Annotated in this window: 15 protein-coding genes; 11 read left to right on the top strand and 4 right to left on the bottom strand. The window is 67.1% G+C overall.

The window, feature by feature from the left end; all coding sequences use genetic code 11:
* The first annotated feature begins 104 nt into the window (after nucleotides 1–104).
* From gspG to gspF, 7 genes are read left to right on the top strand one after another with little or no spacing between them, the layout of a single operon-like run.
* On the top strand, nucleotides 105–551 hold the full coding sequence (gspG, locus tag PRtIB026_RS18695) for a type II secretion system major pseudopilin GspG (RefSeq protein WP_203652333.1): 447 nt from the start codon (nucleotides 105–107) through the stop codon (nucleotides 549–551).
* A gap of 24 nt (nucleotides 552–575) precedes the next feature.
* The gene (gene gspK, locus PRtIB026_RS18690) at nucleotides 576–1508 is read left to right on the top strand and encodes a type II secretion system minor pseudopilin GspK (RefSeq protein ID WP_232855569.1); all 933 of its coding nucleotides are present in this window, start codon (nucleotides 576–578) and stop codon (nucleotides 1506–1508) included.
* On the top strand, nucleotides 1505–2425 hold the full coding sequence (gene gspL / locus PRtIB026_RS18685) for a type II secretion system protein GspL (RefSeq protein ID WP_203652335.1): 921 nt from the start codon (nucleotides 1505–1507) through the stop codon (nucleotides 2423–2425). Before gspK ends, gspL begins: the two co-directional genes overlap by 4 nt.
* Nucleotides 2415–2936 carry a type II secretion system protein GspM gene (gspM, locus tag PRtIB026_RS18680; protein ID WP_203652336.1) on the top strand — a complete coding sequence of 174 codons (522 nt, stop codon included), beginning with the start codon at nucleotides 2415–2417 and terminating at the stop codon, nucleotides 2934–2936. The genes gspL and gspM overlap by 11 nt, the downstream gene beginning before the upstream one ends.
* Nucleotides 2933–5302: a type II secretion system secretin GspD gene (gspD, locus tag PRtIB026_RS18675; protein WP_203652337.1), complete on the top strand. Its 2370-nt coding sequence runs from the start codon at nucleotides 2933–2935 to the stop codon at nucleotides 5300–5302. The genes gspM and gspD overlap by 4 nt, the downstream gene beginning before the upstream one ends.
* Nucleotides 5299–6720: a type II secretion system ATPase GspE gene (gene gspE / locus PRtIB026_RS18670; RefSeq protein ID WP_254464145.1), complete on the top strand. Its 1422-nt coding sequence runs from the start codon at nucleotides 5299–5301 to the stop codon at nucleotides 6718–6720. Before gspD ends, gspE begins: the two co-directional genes overlap by 4 nt.
* Nucleotides 6720–7925 carry a type II secretion system inner membrane protein GspF gene (gene gspF, locus PRtIB026_RS18665; protein WP_203652338.1) on the top strand — a complete coding sequence of 402 codons (1206 nt, stop codon included), beginning with the start codon at nucleotides 6720–6722 and terminating at the stop codon, nucleotides 7923–7925. Before gspE ends, gspF begins: the two co-directional genes overlap by 1 nt.
* On the opposite strand, the gene PRtIB026_RS18660 is transcribed toward gspF, so the two are convergent.
* The gene (locus PRtIB026_RS18660) at nucleotides 7906–8832 is read right to left on the bottom strand and encodes a LysR family transcriptional regulator (RefSeq protein WP_203652339.1); all 927 of its coding nucleotides are present in this window, start codon (nucleotides 8830–8832) and stop codon (nucleotides 7906–7908) included. The genes gspF and PRtIB026_RS18660 overlap by 20 nt on opposite strands.
* 87 nt (nucleotides 8833–8919) lie before the next feature.
* Here PRtIB026_RS18660 and PRtIB026_RS18655 point away from each other — a divergent pair, with 87 nt between their 5' ends.
* Together PRtIB026_RS18655 and PRtIB026_RS18650 are read left to right on the top strand one after the other, a co-directional pair.
* A complete protein-coding gene (locus PRtIB026_RS18655) occupies nucleotides 8920–9225 on the top strand; it encodes a putative quinol monooxygenase (protein ID WP_203652340.1) in 306 nt (101 codons plus the stop codon).
* A gap of 14 nt (nucleotides 9226–9239) precedes the next feature.
* Nucleotides 9240–10085: a type 1 glutamine amidotransferase domain-containing protein gene (locus PRtIB026_RS18650; RefSeq protein ID WP_203652341.1), complete on the top strand. Its 846-nt coding sequence runs from the start codon at nucleotides 9240–9242 to the stop codon at nucleotides 10083–10085.
* 536 nt (nucleotides 10086–10621) lie between these two features.
* Here PRtIB026_RS18650 and PRtIB026_RS18645 read toward each other — a convergent pair.
* On the bottom strand, nucleotides 10622–10828 hold the full coding sequence (locus PRtIB026_RS18645) for a hypothetical protein (RefSeq protein WP_203652342.1): 207 nt from the start codon (nucleotides 10826–10828) through the stop codon (nucleotides 10622–10624).
* 171 nt (nucleotides 10829–10999) lie between these two features.
* Nucleotides 11000–11488, bottom strand: a complete 489-nt coding sequence (locus tag PRtIB026_RS18640) for a signal peptidase II (protein WP_203652343.1) — start codon at nucleotides 11486–11488, stop codon at nucleotides 11000–11002.
* A 195-nt stretch (nucleotides 11489–11683) separates the two neighbouring features.
* Between PRtIB026_RS18640 and PRtIB026_RS18635 the strand changes: the two genes are divergently transcribed.
* Together PRtIB026_RS18635 and PRtIB026_RS18630 are read left to right on the top strand one after the other, a co-directional pair.
* Entirely contained in the window at nucleotides 11684–12730 is a 1047-nt protein-coding gene (locus PRtIB026_RS18635; RefSeq protein WP_203652344.1) for a class I SAM-dependent methyltransferase, read from the top strand.
* 131 nt (nucleotides 12731–12861) lie between these two features.
* On the top strand, nucleotides 12862–13722 hold the full coding sequence (locus PRtIB026_RS18630; RefSeq protein ID WP_203652345.1) for an AraC family transcriptional regulator: 861 nt from the start codon (nucleotides 12862–12864) through the stop codon (nucleotides 13720–13722).
* A 64-nt stretch (nucleotides 13723–13786) separates the two neighbouring features.
* On the opposite strand, the gene PRtIB026_RS18625 is transcribed toward PRtIB026_RS18630, so the two are convergent.
* On the bottom strand, nucleotides 13787–15352 hold the full coding sequence (locus PRtIB026_RS18625; RefSeq protein WP_203652346.1) for a hypothetical protein: 1566 nt from the start codon (nucleotides 15350–15352) through the stop codon (nucleotides 13787–13789).
* Between the last annotated feature and the right edge of the window lie 94 nt (nucleotides 15353–15446).

The following is a 15446-nucleotide window of genomic DNA, read 5'->3' as shown; positions in this document are numbered from 1 at the left end:
CGATGACGGTTTGACGACGCCGACTCCCGAGCTTTTTCAATATCCGTGACATACCGGCTTGCCACAATCGGCCCCCGATTCGAACTCACGCAAGGAATGCCGAGATGCAGATCGACCGCCGCAACATGCCCGCCCAGCGTATCCGCCAGCAAGGCTTTACCCTGATCGAGATCATGGTGGTGGTGGTGATCCTCGGGATTCTCGCGGCGATGGTGGTGCCCAAGGTGCTTGATCGCCCCGACCAGGCCCGCGCCACTGCGGCGCGCCAGGATATCGGCGGGCTGATGCAGGCACTCAAGCTGTACCGGCTGGACAACGGCGCCTACCCCAACCAGAACCAGGGCCTGAAGGTGCTGGTGGAAAAACCGGCCCAGGCCAAGGACGGCCAATGGCGCGCCTACCTCGACCGCCTGCCCAACGACCCATGGGGGCGCCCGTACCAGTACCTGAACCCGGGCGCCAACGGCGAGATCGATGTGTTCTCCCTGGGCGCCGACGGCCAGGCCGGCGGCGACGGGGTGAATGCCGATCTCGGCTCCTGGCAGTTGTGACCGGCCATGGCGCGCCAGGAGGGCATGGCCGTGATCAGTGCGTTGCTGATCGCTGCGGTAGTGGCGGTGATTGCCGCCGGCATGATCGAGCGTCAGGGCTTGCTGACCCGTCAGGTGGAGAATCGCCAGCTGGCATTGCAAGGCCAATGGGCCCTGGAAGGCGGCTTGCAGCTTAGCCGCCAGGTGCTGTTCGAACAGCGCCTGCGCGATCCGCTGGTGCGCGGCGGCCAGCCCTGGTCACGCCCGATGCGCGATGTGCCGTCCGCCAGCGTGCGTTTCGACGGGCAACTGGAGGACGAGCAGGGCAAGTTCAACCTGCGCAACCTGGTGGTCGATGGCCAGGTGGACGTCGAGGCGTTGGCGACCTTCCAGCGTCTGTGCGCGCTGATAGGGGTCAATGAGCGACTGGCCACGGCCATTGCCGGGCAGGTGATCGATAGCTACCCACAGCGTCCGCTGGCCACTCCCGCCAATGCCGGCTTGGGCCTGGCCAGCGGCCGTGCGACTTCACCGGCCAGCGCCGACGAAGCGTTGCCGGCCAGGCGCCCGATGCTGCGCAGCGTCGAGGCCCTGGCCGGGCTCAAGGGCATGGATGGCGAAGCCCTGAAGCGCCTGCGCCGGTTCGTCACGGTGCTGCCGGCGCTGACCTGGGTCAACGGCAACACCGCCAGTGCCGAAGTGCTTGCCGCTCAGGTGCCGGGCCTGTCGTTGCAGCAGGCCGCGGCGTTGGTGGCTGAACGTGACGGCGGGCGCTGGTTCATCAATCGCGGCGATTTCGTCAATCGTCTGCGCATGCCATCCCTCGCCATGGCCAACGTCCGGGTGGGGATCAACAGCGACTGGTTCCGCCTGCATGGCCTGGCGCGCCTGGGCAATCGTGAACTTCCCCTGCAGGCGCTGTTGCGCCAGCGCGAGGGGCAGTTGCCGGATGTCATCTGGCGTCGGGTGGGCGCATGAGCACGGTCATGGAGGTATGGCTGGCACCGCTGGCCGAACTGGACGAGGCGTCGGTGCTGGAGTATCGCCTGGCTGATCGGCACGGGCAGGCGAGCCGTGGACAGTTGCTTCGGCAGGCCAAGGGCGCGCCCTGGCGTCTGCACCTGCACGAGCAGGATAGCCTGGCCCTGGAGATCGCCATGCCACCCCTGGCCGGCAAGCGCCTTACGTCGGCCGTGTGCTGCGCGGTGCAGGGGCTGGTGCTGGGTGATGCCGGGCAGGTCCATGTCGCGCATGGGCCGCGTCGGGCCGATGGGCAGGTCGCGGTGGCCTGGCTCGGGTTGACGGAACTGGCGAGGCTGCAGGCGTGGTTGCAGGTCGATGGCATCAGGTCGGCTGGATTGTACGCCCGACAGGACGATGCCCTGTCGGCGGCGGATCTGTGCGGCGGGCTGGCCGGGCCGACGAAGCCGATGGCCTGGGGGCGCACGATGGGCATCTGGGCGGCGGCAACGTTGGTCTGGTGCCTGGGCCTTAATCTTTACGCCGCGCACCTGGCTCGAGAGGACGAAGCATTGCGTACCCGCATGGTCACACAGGTGCGCACGGCCTTCCCGCAGTTGCCGGTGGTGCTCAACCCGTTGCAGCAGGCGCGCCAGCAACTGCAGGGCGGGCAGGGTAGCGCGGCGGCGGGGCTGACGGCATTGCTGGAGGGTGCCGGGCAGGTCATGCCGTTCCTGGCCGGTAATGTCGAGGCCATGGATTACCAGGATGGCCAGCTGCGTATTACCCCCTTGCCCGACGGCGGCAAGGTCCCGGCGGACAGCGCCTGGCAGGCTGATCTTGCCGCCCGTGGCATCGACGGCCAGGCCAGCGGGCAGGGCTGGACACTGCGAGCGGCCAATCCGTCTGGCGAGGAGCTGGCCCATGTCGATTAAGGCGCGCCTGGCTACCCTGCGTGCGCAGGGGCGGCAACGCTGGCAGGCCCTGGCCGCGCGGGAGCGCCGCGCCGTCGCCCTGGGCGGCGGTCTGCTCGGCGTGCTGTTCTGCTGGCAGGTGCTGGTCCAGCCGGCCCTGGCCCGGATCGACCACTGGCAAGCCGAGACACCCAAGCTGCGCGGCCAGGCCCAGGCGCTCGACGCACTGCTCGGCGAGCGACTGGCGCAGCGCCCAGCAGACATCGCCCTGGCATTGCGGCAAAGCCTGGAGCAGGCAGGCCTGCAAGAACACTCACAACTCGATGCCGAGGGCGATGCCTGGCGCCTGAGCTGGCACCGGGCCCCGGCCGAAGCGGCGATGGCCTGGCTGCAGAGCGTGCCGCCACGGCTCGGCCTGGACACCGGCCAACTGGCGCTGCGCCGCGATCCGGCTGCCGAGCCGGGCAGCCCGGTGACCTTCTCCGGAACTCTTCGCATGGATCAGGCGCATGGCGCTAAGGACCCTTCATGATGTCCCTCCGTTCACCGCGACTGCCGTTCGCGCCCTTGCTCCTGGCCTTGGCGCTCAGTGCCTGCGCCAGCGCGCCGATCGCGCAACGCCCCCTGGCCAGCAGCGAGCTGGGCCGCCCGCTGGCCGAGGCCGGCGCCTCGTCGGCCGGGCTGGATCATCGTGCGCAGCCAGAGCCGCAAACACGCCCGGCAACGCGTCAGCCTGCCCCTCGGGTCGGTCAGCGCCACAGCCGCGCCGTGGCGACGCCGCCCCAGGCCAATCCACTGGGTGACCAGCCGGTACAGCTGAACTTCGTCGACGCCGATATTCAGGCGGTGGTACGCGGCCTGTCCCGTGCCACGGGGCGTCAGTTCCTGGTCGATCCGCGGGTCAAGGGCCAGCTGACCCTGGTCTCCGAGGGCGAAGTCCCCGCCAGCAAGGCCTACGCCATGCTGCTGTCGGCCCTGCGCATGCAAGGTTTCAGCGTGGTCGACGTCGGCGGTGTGGCCCAGGTGGTGCCCCAGGCCGACGCTAAGCTGCTCGGCGGCGCGCTGGTGACCGGGGACCGCGACGCCGGCAACGGCATGGTCACCCGCACCTTCCGCCTGCAATACGAGAACGCCGTCAACCTGATCCCGGTGCTGCGCCCGATCGTCTCGCCGGACAACCCGATCAATGCCTACCCCGGCAACAACACCCTGGTCGTCACCGACTACGCCGAGAACCTCGAGCGGGTGGCGCAGATCCTCGACCGGGTCGACATTCCCACGGCCATCGACACCGACGTGGTGGCGATCAACAATGGGATCGCCAGCGACATCGCCGGCATGGTCAATGAACTGCTCGACAGCCAGGGCAGCGACCCGACCCAGAAGATCAGCGTATTGGGCGACCCGCGTTCGAACAGCGTGGTGATCCGCTCCGGCAGCCCTGAGCGCACCCAGCTGGCCCGCGACCTGATCTACAAGCTCGACAACGCCCAGAACAGCGCCGGCAACCTGCATGTGGTGTACCTGCGCAATGCCCAGGCCGACAAGCTGGCGCAGAGCCTGCGCGGGCTGCTGACCGGCGAGAGTGACACTGCCGGCAACGACACCACGCGTGCGCTGCTCAGTGGAGGCGGCATGCTCACCGGCGGCAGTAGCAACGGCGCCAACGGCAATGGCAGCAGCACGCAAGGCAACAGCGCCAACAACAACGCCAGCAGCATCCGTGGCAACAGCCAGGGCGCCGGCACGACACCGAACGGTTATGGCAGCACCACCCAGCAGAACGACCAGGGCACCGCGTTCTCCGCCGGTGGCGCGACCATCCAGGCCGACAAGACCACCAACACCCTGCTGATTTCCGCGCCCGAGCCGCTGTACCGCAGCCTGCGCGAGGTCATCGACCAGCTCGACCAGCGCCGCGCCCAGGTGGTGGTGGAAAGCCTGATCGTCGAAGTCGGTGAAGACGACGCCAACGAGTTCGGCATCCAGTGGCAGGCCGGTAACCTCGGCAAGAATGGCGTGTTTGGCGGCGCCAACCTCGGCGGCAGCGGCTTGGTCAAGGGACCCAGCAGCATCGACGTGCTGCCGAAGGGGCTGTCAGTGGGGGTGGTCGATGGCACGGTGAAAATCCCGGGCATCGGCGAGGTGCTCGACCTCAAGGTGCTGGCCCGTGCGCTGACGAGCAAGGGCGGCAGCAACGTGCTGTCGACACCCAACCTGCTGACCCTGGACAACGAGGCGGCGAGCATCTTCGTCGGCCAGACCATCCCCTTCGTCAGCGGCCAGTACGTCACCGACGGCGGCGGCAACAGCAACAACCCGTTCCAGACCATCCAGCGCGAGGAGGTGGGGCTGCGGCTGAACGTGCGTCCGCAGATCTCCGAGGGCGGCACGGTCAAGCTGGACGTCTACCAGGAAGTCAGCAGCGTCGACCAGCGCGCCTCCAGCGCCGCCGGCACGGTGACCAACAAGCGCGCCATCGACACCAGCATCCTGCTCGACGATGGCCAGATCATGGTCCTGGGCGGCCTGCTGCAGGACGGCTACACCCAGACCAACGAGGGCATTCCGTGGCTGTCCGGGCTGCCGGGGGTCGGTGCGTTGTTTCGCAGCGAGCGCCGCGCCAGCAACAAGACCAACCTGATGGTGTTCCTGCGCCCTTACATCGTGCGCGATGCGGCGGTCGGGCGCAGCATCACCCTGAACCGCTACGACTTCATCCGCCGCGCCCAGGGCAGCCTCAAGCCCGAGCATTCCTGGGCCTTGCCGGACATGGACATGCCGCTGTTGCCGCCAGTGGAGCAGGGCGTGCCCGACCAGGGCCGCGCCCAGCCGGCGGCGCTGCGCGCACCACGGGCCGCGATCCGCGCGGTGCCGGTGGACGAGGTGGCGCGTTGAGCCGCTTGCCATACGCCTGGGCCAAGGCCCAACGCCTGGTGCTGCAGGTGGATGGCGAGGCCGGTGCGGTGCTGTCGCGCTGCCCGTCGAGCCCGGCCTGGGCAGTGGCCGAAGTGCGCAGGCGCCATGGCCAGGTGCTGGTCGAGGCGCTCGACGATGCGCAGATGGACGCGCTGCTGGTCAGTGCCTACGCCGACACCGGAAGCGCGGCGGCGGTGGTGGGCGCGGCGGAGAACGAGGTGGACCTGGATCGCCTGCTGCAGGACATCCCGGAAGTCACCGACCTGCTCGAGGCCCAGGACGACGCGCCGGTGATCCGCATGATCAACGCCTTGCTCACCCAGGCCGCGCGCGACCAGGCCAGCGACATCCATATCGAGCCGTTCGAGAGCCATTGCCTGGTGCGCTACCGGGTCGACGGCACCCTGCGCGACGTGGTTTCGCCGCGCAAGGCGCTGCACGGCGCGCTGGTGTCGCGGATCAAGATCATGGCGCAGCTGGACATCGCCGAAAAGCGCTTGCCCCAGGACGGCCGCATCGCCCTGCGCGTGGCCGGGCGACCCATCGATATCCGCGTCTCCACCGTGCCCACCGGTCATGGCGAGCGGGTGGTGATGCGCCTGCTCGACAAGCAGGCCGGACGCCTGCGCCTGGAAGCACTGGGCATGGACGCAGGCCTGCTGGCGCGGCTCGACCAGCTCATCCGCCAGCCCCATGGCATCGTGCTGGTCACCGGCCCCACCGGCTCGGGCAAGACCACCAGCCTGTACGCCGCGCTGGCGCGGCTGGACGCCAGCGTCAGCAACATCCTCACCGTGGAGGATCCGGTGGAATATGACTTGCCGGGCATCAGCCAGATCCAGGTCAACGCGCGTATAGACATGAGCTTCGCCGTGGCCCTGCGCGCCATCCTGCGCCAGGACCCGGACGTGATCATGATCGGCGAGATCCGCGACCTGGAGACCGCGCAGATCGCCGTGCAGGCCTCGCTGACCGGGCACCTGGTGCTGGCCACCCTGCACACCAACGACGCGGTGTCGGCGGTCAACCGCCTGGTCGACATGGGGGTCGAGCCGTTCCTGCTGGCCTCGGCGCTGCTCGGGGTACTGGCCCAGCGCCTGGTGCGCCGATTGTGCCCGCACTGTCGCGAGCCCGACCCGGCCACGCCCGGGCAGTACCGTGCGGTGGGCTGTGCGCACTGCAACCATTGCGGCTATAGCGGTCGTACCGGCATCCACGAGCTGTTCTGCGTGGACGACGAGGTGCGCAGCCTGGTGCATCAGGGCGCGGACGAACAGGTCCTGCGCGCCGCCGCCCGGCGCAACGGCATGCGCAGCATGCGCGAGGACGGCCAGCGCTGGGTCGACAGTGGCAGCACCTGCCTGGAAGAGATCCTGCGTGTGACACGGGACGCCTGATGAATCGCTATCGCTATGAAGCCGCCGATGCCCAGGGCCGCGTAGTCAAGGGCCTGCTCGAAGCCGACAGCCCGGCGGCGGCGATGGCCCAACTGCGTGCCCTGGGCCTGACCACCCTGGAGGTCGAGGCCCAGGCCGCGGCCGGGCAGGGCAATGGTCTGTTCGGCGCGAAGCTGTCCGACGGCGACCTGGCCTGGGCCACGCGCCAGCTGGCCAGCCTGCTGGCCGCCGGCCTGCCGTTGGAAGCGGCGCTGGGTGCGACCCTGGAGCAGGCCGAACGCAAGCATGTGGCGCAGTTGCTGGGCGCGGTGCGCGGCGATGTGCGCAGCGGCATGCGCCTGGCCGATGCCCTGGCCGAGCGGCCACGGGATTTCCCCGAGATCTACCGGGCGTTGGTGGCGGCGGGCGAGGAGTCCGGCGACCTGGCCCAGGTGATGGAGCGCCTGGCCGACTACATCGAGGACCGCAACACCCTGCGCGGCAAGATCCTCACCGCGTTCATCTACCCCGGGGTGGTGGGGCTGGTGTCGGTGGGTATCGTCATTTTCCTGCTCAGCTACGTGGTGCCACAGGTGGTCAGTGCCTTCACCCAGGCGCGCCAGGACCTGCCCGGGTTGACCCTGGCCATGCTGGCGGCCAGTGACTTTGTGCGCGAATGGGGTGTGCTGTGCTTCGCCCTGTTGGCCGGGGTGTTCTGGGGCTGGCGGGTCTACCTGCGCGCGCCGGCGGCGCGCCTGGCCTGGCATGGGCGGATCCTGCGCCTGCCATTGTTCGGACGCTTCGTGCTGGGCCTGAACACGGCGCGTTTCGCCTCCACGCTGGCGATCCTCGGCAGCGCGGGGGTGCCGCTGTTGCGGGCTTTGGAGGCGGCGCGCCAGACCCTGGGCAACGACCGCCTCGACCAGTGCGTCAACGAGGCCACGGCGCGGGTGCGCGAGGGCGCCGGGCTGGCTTCGGCGCTGGCGGTGGAGAAGGTCTTTCCGCCGCTGCTCATCCACCTGATCGCCAGCGGCGAGAAGACCGGCAACCTGCCGCCGATGCTCGACCGCGCAGCCGACAGCCTGGCCAAGGACATCGAACGCCGCGCCATGGGCATGACCGCGCTGTTGGAGCCGTTGATGATCGTGGTCATGGGCGCGGTGGTACTGCTGATCGTCATGGCCGTGCTGATGCCGATCATCGAGATCAACCAGCTGGTGCAATGACCTGTTGCGCCACCTCCCACACCTGCTGGCGGAACCAGCCACGCAAGGGATCGGCGTGGGTGCGCGCGTGCCAGATCTGCATCACCTCGACGTGCGGCAGCACCAGGGGCAGGGCATGCAGGCGCAGGCCTGGGTCGCGCTCGACTGCCTCCATGGCCAGCGAGCGCAGGCAGGTCAGCAGCAGGTCGGTGCCACGCACCAGGCGTGTGGGGGCGATGAAGCTGGACAGCCCGGCTACCACCCGACGTTGCTGGCCGAGGGCCCGCAGGGCCTGGTCGACCCGGCCGTCGAGATCGCCGGTCAAGGTCGTCAACAGGTGGTCGCAGGCCACGAATGCCTCCAGGGTCAGGCCGTCGACCAACCTCGGGTTGTCGGCGGCGGCCAGCACCACGAAGTCCTCGCTGAGCAGCCGCTGCTGGTGGAAGGTGTCCGGCAGGTCGCTGTAGAAGCCGGCGATGGCCAGGTCGCAGGTGCCTTTCTCCAATGCCTCGCGGGGCAGGTCGCCCCGGGTGTTGTGGGTGATCAGGGTCAGGTTGGGCGCTTGGTCACGAAGAATCGGCAGCAGCCCGGGCAGCAAGGTCTGCTCCAGGTAGTCGGTGCTGTACAGGTGCAACTGGACCGGGCGTTCGAGGAAGTGCTCGCCGTCGCAGCGGCTGAAGAAGTCCTGCAGGTGCCCGATCAACTGTTGCACCTCGGGTGCCAGTTCGTGGGCCCTGGGGGTGGGCGTGAGGCCGCGTGGCGCGCGCACGAACAGCGGGTCGCCAAACTGGTGGCGCAGCTTGTTGAGCTTGTGGCTCAGGGCCGGCTGGCTGAGCGCCAGGCGTTGCGCGGCACGGGAGGCGCTGCGCTCTTCGTAGAGCACCTGGAACAGGTGCAGCAGGTTGAGATCCTTGTTACCGATATTCATATATTGGATCGCAGAAATAAGTTCTTTCGAATTATCGAATCATAGCGCGATGGTTAGGATGGGCCCAACCTGTTGAGGGAGTCGCCCATGACCATCGCCATTTTCGCCATCATCCAGCCCCTTCCCGAATACCGTGACGCTACCGAGCAGGCCCTGCGCCGGATGGTCGAGCATTCCCGTGCCGAGCCAGGCAACCTGCGCTACGACTTGTTCGTGCGCGAGGGCGGGACGCTGGCGTTCGATCTGTTCGAGCTGTACGTCGACGAGGCCGCCGTCGAGGCCCATCGCCAAAGCACCCATTACCAGGCCTACCGCGCCGCCACCGCCGATTGGCTGGCCGCACCGACCCAGGTGCAGCTTGCCCGTCCGTTGGACATCGCGCCATTCAACTGAATCAGGAATCGACCATGAACAAGATTGCTCCCGTTGCGCTGGCGCTGGCCGGCGCCTTGCTGGGTGGCCACGCCGCCGCTGCCGCGAAGGGCGAAGTGCTGGTGCTGCTGTCCAGCGAGAACCAGTTGCCGCTCAAGGACGGCAAACAGTATCCCACCGGTTATTATCTCAACGAGTTCGGCGTGCCCGCCGACCGCTTGCTCAAGGCCGGCTACAAGCTGGTGCTGGTGACGCCCAGGGGCAATGCGCCGAGTGTCGACGAACGCTCGATCGACCCGATGTACTTCGGCGGCGATGCCGGCGAGATGCAGCGAATCCGCCAGGTGGTCGAAAGCCTGCCGGACATTCGCGACACGCTGTCGTTGAAGGAGGTGCTGGCGGGCGATCTGGATCGTTACGCCGGGATCTTCATCCCAGGTGGCCATGCGCCGCTGATCGACCTGGCCAACAACCCGGACGTCGGCACCTTGCTGCGTCATTTCCACCAGGCCGGCAAGCCCACGGCCGCCATCTGCCACGGCCCGATCACGCTGCTGTCGGCGCAGCAGGATCCGGTCGCCTATCGCGCCGCATTGGCCCGTGGCGAAACCCCGGCAGCCGGAGATTGGAGCTACCAGGGTTATCGCATGACCATCTTTTCCGACCCGGAGGAGCAGGTGTTCGAAGGCTCGCTCAAGGACCAGCGCCTGCAGTTCTATCCGGCCAAGGCCATGGCCGGCGCGGGAGGTGACATGAGTTATGCCGAGGCCTGGCAGCCCCATGTGGTGGTTGATCGTGAGTTGATCACCGGGCAGAACCCGTTCTCCGACAAGGCGTTGGCCGATGCGCTGCTGGAACGGTTGGAGGCTGCAGGGCAATAGCGATTCAGGTGCTTGGCGAAACAGGTATAGCGCCTATGAGATCGAGCGCCGCCCGCGCGGCGCATCGCGACGCAAGGCCGCCCACAGGCGTGGCGCGTGGCTTGAGGGCTGCACGGTCGCTGTGGGAGCGGGCTTGCCCGCGAACACCGGCATAGCCGGTGCCAGGTACCGCGTCGCCTGCTTCGCGGGTAAACCCGCTCCCACAGGGATCGCGCCAGATTCTAAAAATTGAGCAAGACAGTTGCTCCCACATTTGTTGCAACGTGCCGAGCCTGTCAGGCCATGGTTGCCCGCCTTGGTGCATGTCTTGAGACAGGCGAGGCGGCAGTAGTGCCCACGCTGAAACCGTGCTGGACCAACAAGGCGGACAAGGTAATGGCACAGGATTGACTGGCCCGAAACAGATGTGGGAGCGGCCTTGCGTCGCGATGCGCCGCGCGGGCGGCGCTCGATCTCATAGGCGCTGCAAGGGTTACGGCAGGCACCTGGCGGCCCAAACGCGATCAATAGCTTCGCGACACCAGGGCTCACATTTCTCAGGTGTTTGAGAGCCTGCGTGGCTTGCGCGGTCTGCCAGCATAGGCTGAGCTTTCGACATTTTTGAAGGCATCAATGACTTCATCTGTAAGGAAACTGCCGTACTGCTTCGATGCTAGAAGTCGGGACAACTTCTCGACGGCAATAGCCTCGAAGTAGGCGACGTCTGAATTGACCTCATGCTGATCTTTTATCTCTTCGTCCATGCGCTGCCCTCGAATGCAGGAAAACTGAGGTAGCGTGAAATTAACTCGAGTTGCTCTCGGACTGGGCCTTGAGAGTTGAAGGAAGTTTCCTGGGCTTGTGTGGCCAGTATCTGGCCAAGCGATTTTGGAGGTCGGACGCTGTCTGGCGCTCGACCTCCTGGCAAGGGGGACTCAGATCCTGGCCGGTTTCTTCAATGCACCCAACGCCAGCACCAGCGCACCCGCCATGATGGCGATGTCGGCAAGGTTGAACACGCCGGTATGCAGCGGCCCAAGGTTGAGCACGAGGTAGTCGACCACATGCCCGTCGCGCAGCACCCGGTCGATCAGGTTGGCCAGTCCGCCCATGGCGATGAAGTAGGCTGCGCCGGCCTTCACCGGGGTTGCCTGCCAGTGCCTGAGCGCCCAGGTCACGGCCCAGCAGCAGGCCACGCCTACCGCGGCGACGAAGATCAGTTGCTTGAGGCCCGGCGACAAACTGGCGCCGAGGCTGAGGAACGCGCCCGGGTTCAGGCTCAGGGCCAGGTCGAGCCAGGCGAACTGGTTGCCGAACACATAGCTGTGGTTGTTCAGGGCGACCAGGGCGATCAGTTTCACCCACTGGTCGAGCAGGATGAAGGCGACGCCGAGGATCAGGACGAGGGTACGGCTGGAGGGCATGCAGGCAATTCCTTCGCTGCGCGGGCGCGGCCGTCCGGTATTGGCGGGGCTGCCGGCAGCGCGGCGAAGATAGCGCAGGCGGGTCTAGACTTAAAGTCCGGGTCGGTTGCAGACGCGGCCCGATCATCCATCCGACCACCGCCTCCCGGACCGGACGTCGCCGACGGTGGCCTTCTGGCAAGAGGAGGGCAGGTCATGGACGAGGCACGGCTTCAGGAATTCATGGGCAAGCTGGTGGGCGACATGGGCGCGGCGGCGACGCTGGCCAATGTCATTCTAGGGGATGAACTCGGGCTGTACCGGGCCATGGCCGACAGCCTGCCGGTCACCCCCGAGGCGCTGGCCGAACGCACCGGCTGCCAGCCAAGGCTGGTGCGCGAGTGGCTAAATGGCCAGGCCGCGGCGGGTTACCTGGTGCATCACGACGGGCAGTTCACCCTGCCGCAGGAGCAGGCCATGACACTGGCCCTGGAGGACTCCCCGGTCTACATGGCCGGTGGTGCCTCGGTGCTGGCGGCGCTGTTCCATGACAAGGACAAGCTGGTCGCGGCCATGCGCGGCGACGGCGCGCTCGCCTGGGGCGATCATCATCCATGCATGTTCAGCGGTACCGAGCGCTTCTTCAGGCCGGGCTATCGGACCTTCCTGGTGGCCGACTGGCTACCGGCACTGGAAGGCGTGGTGGCCAAGCTGCAGGCTGGCGCCCAGGTGGCCGATGTCGGTTGTGGCCACGGTGCCTCGACCATCGTCATGGCCGAGGCATTCCCGGCCTCGCGCTTTATCGGTTACGACTACCATGCACCGTCGGTGCAAACTGCCAGCGAGCGGGCCCGCGATGCGGGGGTGGGCGACCGGGTCAGCTTCCAGCAGGCCTCGGCCAAGGACTACCCCGGCCGCGACCTGGACCTGGTGTGCTTCTTCGATTGCCTGCATGACATGGGCGATCCGGTGGGGGCGGCGCGGCATGCCTACCGGGCGCTCAAGGACGACGGCACGGTGATGCTGGTCGAGCCGTTCGCCGAGGATACGCTGGATGCCAACATCAACCCGGTCGGCAGGCTGTTCTATGCGGCGTCCACCTTCATCTGCACGCCCAACTCGCTGTCCCAGGAAGTGGGACTGGGGCTGGGGGCCCAGGCGGGCGAGGCGCGCCTGCGGGCGGTGTTCGAAGAGGCTGGGTTCCGCCAGTTCCGCAGGGCGACGCAGACACCGTTCAACTTGATTCTGGAGGCCAGGAAGTAGAGATTCGTCGGTACTGTTCTCGGTGCGGGGCAAGCCCGACTACCAAGGGATGTTTGAGCAAATACGGCTAGGCGGGCCCAGGGGCGGATCGGCGAACCTGTGGCCTGCCGTGATTCCAGGAGCAACCGAGCTTGTCCGTCAATGCCCATTACAAGACCCGCTTCGACACTGTGCTCGCCTACATCCAGGACAACCTGGAAGGCGATCTGTCGGTGGAGGCCCTGAGTGTGGTGGCGCACTTTTCGGTGTTCCATTTCCATCGCCAGTTCAGCGCCTATGTGGGCGTGCCGGTGGCCCGCTATGTGCAACTGATGCGTTTGCGTCGTGCGGCGCATCGGCTGGTCGGCCAGCCCGGGCACTCGGTGCTGGAGGCCGCGCTGGAGGCGGGCTTTGAAAGCCCGGAAGCGTTCAGCCGGGCGTTCCGGCGGGCATTCGGGCACGCGCCCAGCGCGTTCCGCCGCCGGCCCGACTGGCAGGTATGGAACACGGTGTTTGCCATCCCTCATTTTTCCAGGAGCATCACCATGCAGGTACGAATCGTCGATTTCGCCGCCGTGCGCCTTGCGGCGCTGGAGCATCGCGGGCCGGCCAGCCAGGTCAGCGAGACCGTGCGCCGCTTCATCGACTGGCGCATGAGCAGCGGGCAATCGCCTGTGGCCAGCAGCCGCAGTTTCGGCATCCCGTTCAACAACCCGGATACCACGGCACCGGAGGACTTCCGCTTCGCCATCTGTGGGGAAATCCACGAGGCGGTGGCGCCCAACGCCCAGGGCGTGCTGGAGTCGGGCCTGCCCGGTGGGCGTTGCGCCGTGGTGCGGCATGTCGGCTCGCCAGATCATATCGGCGAGACGATCTACCCGATCTACCGCGATTGGCTACCGGCCAGTGGCGAAGAGCTGCGCGATCATCCGCTGTTTTTCCATTACCTGAGCATCTACCCGCAGACGCCGCTCGAGCAGTGGCAGACGGATATCTACGTGCCGTTGCGCTGAGCGCAGACAAGCCCGCCCCTGCAGTCCTTGCGGGGGCGGGCTTGTCTGTGCGGCGGCGTCTCGGTCAGTCGTGGATCTTCGCCGGGTCGGTTTGCAACTGCCACAGCCCGGCATGGGCCGCCAGCTGTGCGTCGAGGTCGTACGGGCTGCCGTTGCGCCGGGCCTTCTCATCGGTCTTGAACAGATCGTCGAGCAGGTTCAGCAGGTTGCGCGAGCGGCTCACCGATTCGGGCGTGCTGACATCCGACTCGAGCTTGCCACCCTCGTAGGTGAGCACGCGCTTGGTGCTGGTGGCCTCCTGGGTGGCCTTGGCTTCCTTGAGCACGTTGTCGACGAACGCCAGTTCGGTGGTGCTGCTCGCCGTTTCGCTGAGCGTGTGGTAGCGATAGTTCTTCTCGTCGAACGGATCCGCTTCGGTCAGCTTGGCCGCGGACGACAGGCTCGAATGCCAGGCGGCGTCCAGCTTGGCCTCCTGGCGTTGCTGACGGGCGATGGTGGTGCCCTGGCCACTGGTCGAGGTCGATTGCGACACCTGGTAGGCGAAGCGGTCTTCCTCGTCCAGGCGCCGCGCATTCAGGCGGCTGGACGGTTGCACGATCGAGGCCTTGAAGTCGGCCAGGCCGCTGAGCAGCGCGCGGCTGTAGGTGTTCACCGCGTCGTTGTGGCCCGCCGGGCGCGGGCTGTTGTCGTCGATGCTGTTCAGTTGGCTGAAGGCATCCTTGAGCAGCGAGGTCAGTTGTGCATCGCCCTTGCCGCGTTTCTGCGCCTCGTCGAACTGGATCAGGTAGTTGTCCAGGGCGGCCTGGCGCTGGGCCTTGCCGCCCAGCAGCGCGCCACCCTGGCTATCGAGGTCCAGCTGCACCTGACCGCTCGGGCCATCGAGTTTCAGGCTGCGGGTGGAGCCGTCCAGGCGCAGGTCGAAGGTCTGTTGCCCACCGCTGGGCAAATCCAGCTTGGCGTTCATCTGCAGGCCGCTGAACAGGCTCGGGTCGAGCTTGACCAGCGCGCCGAGCTGCAGGCTCGGCGGTTGCCGGGTCAGGCCATTGATCGCCGACTGGAAACCGTCGGCCAGGGCGGCCAGGCCCTTGAGCTCGTTGGCGTTCAGCTCGCCGCCCTGGACTTCGGCGTCGACCGCCAGGCCCCGTTCACCGTTGTACAAGCCCAGTTTTACCGTGGCGCCGGAGGCAGTGGTGAGGCTGAGGGTGACGGTATTGCTGGCGAACTCGCGCAGGCGTGCCTGCTGCAGGCTCAGCGCGGTGGTGTCGGTCTCGTTGAGCTGCAAGGCTGATTGGGAGACGCGCTGGCCGCCGTTGGCCGCCAGTTGTTCCACCAGGGCGCTGCCCAGGCCCTGGAAGCGGGCGGCGGTGGTGGACGACTTGACCGCGCTGAACATGTACATGCTCAGCTTGTCCAGTCCGTCCTGTTCCCAGGTGTAGCTGGGCTGCGCGCTGTCCAGCGTGCCTCGCGAGGTGTAGGTCTCGCTGTCGGGAATGCGGGTGTCCTGCCCCAGGCTGACCTGGGTGCCAGGGGCGCTGGCGACGCTCGCGGGTTGGCGAACGATCAGGTTCTGCGCGGGAGCAGGTGGCGTTTGGATCGGCGTCAGTCGCAGTGCCGAAGTGATCGGGCTCATCGTCGCTGTCCTTGCGGAGTGAAAAGGATATGCCCTGATATCGGCATGCCATCAGAAAACCTGAGCGAGCGTTCGGATTTTTCCTCGGCCATAT

This window comes from Pseudomonas sp. RtIB026 (assembly GCF_016861355.2).
Lineage (GTDB): Bacteria > Pseudomonadota > Gammaproteobacteria > Pseudomonadales > Pseudomonadaceae > Aquipseudomonas > Aquipseudomonas peradeniyensis.
This window is presented reverse-complemented; position numbering and strand designations above follow the sequence as displayed.

Bases quoted from the DNA above. Each gene is read 5' to 3' on its own strand.
- PRtIB026_RS18655 (WP_203652340.1), top strand. From the start codon at position 8,920: ATGACCATCGCCATTTTCGCCATCATCCAGCCCCTTCCCGAATACCGT.
- PRtIB026_RS18625 (WP_203652346.1), bottom strand. From the start codon at position 15,352: ATGAGCCCGATCACTTCGGCACTGCGACTGACGCCGATCCAAACGCCA.
- gspM (WP_203652336.1), top strand. From the start codon at position 2,415: ATGTCGATTAAGGCGCGCCTGGCTACCCTGCGTGCGCAGGGGCGGCAA.
- PRtIB026_RS18660 (WP_203652339.1), bottom strand. From the start codon at position 8,832: ATGAATATCGGTAACAAGGATCTCAACCTGCTGCACCTGTTCCAGGTG.
- gspK (WP_232855569.1), top strand. From the start codon at position 576: ATGGCCGTGATCAGTGCGTTGCTGATCGCTGCGGTAGTGGCGGTGATT.
- gspG (WP_203652333.1), top strand. From the start codon at position 105: ATGCAGATCGACCGCCGCAACATGCCCGCCCAGCGTATCCGCCAGCAA.
- gspL (WP_203652335.1), top strand. From the start codon at position 1,505: ATGAGCACGGTCATGGAGGTATGGCTGGCACCGCTGGCCGAACTGGAC.
- gspD (WP_203652337.1), top strand. From the start codon at position 2,933: ATGATGTCCCTCCGTTCACCGCGACTGCCGTTCGCGCCCTTGCTCCTG.
- PRtIB026_RS18640 (WP_203652343.1), bottom strand. From the start codon at position 11,488: ATGCCCTCCAGCCGTACCCTCGTCCTGATCCTCGGCGTCGCCTTCATC.
- gspF (WP_203652338.1), top strand. From the start codon at position 6,720: ATGAATCGCTATCGCTATGAAGCCGCCGATGCCCAGGGCCGCGTAGTC.
- PRtIB026_RS18635 (WP_203652344.1), top strand. From the start codon at position 11,684: ATGGACGAGGCACGGCTTCAGGAATTCATGGGCAAGCTGGTGGGCGAC.
- PRtIB026_RS18650 (WP_203652341.1), top strand. From the start codon at position 9,240: ATGAACAAGATTGCTCCCGTTGCGCTGGCGCTGGCCGGCGCCTTGCTG.
- PRtIB026_RS18645 (WP_203652342.1), bottom strand. From the start codon at position 10,828: ATGGACGAAGAGATAAAAGATCAGCATGAGGTCAATTCAGACGTCGCC.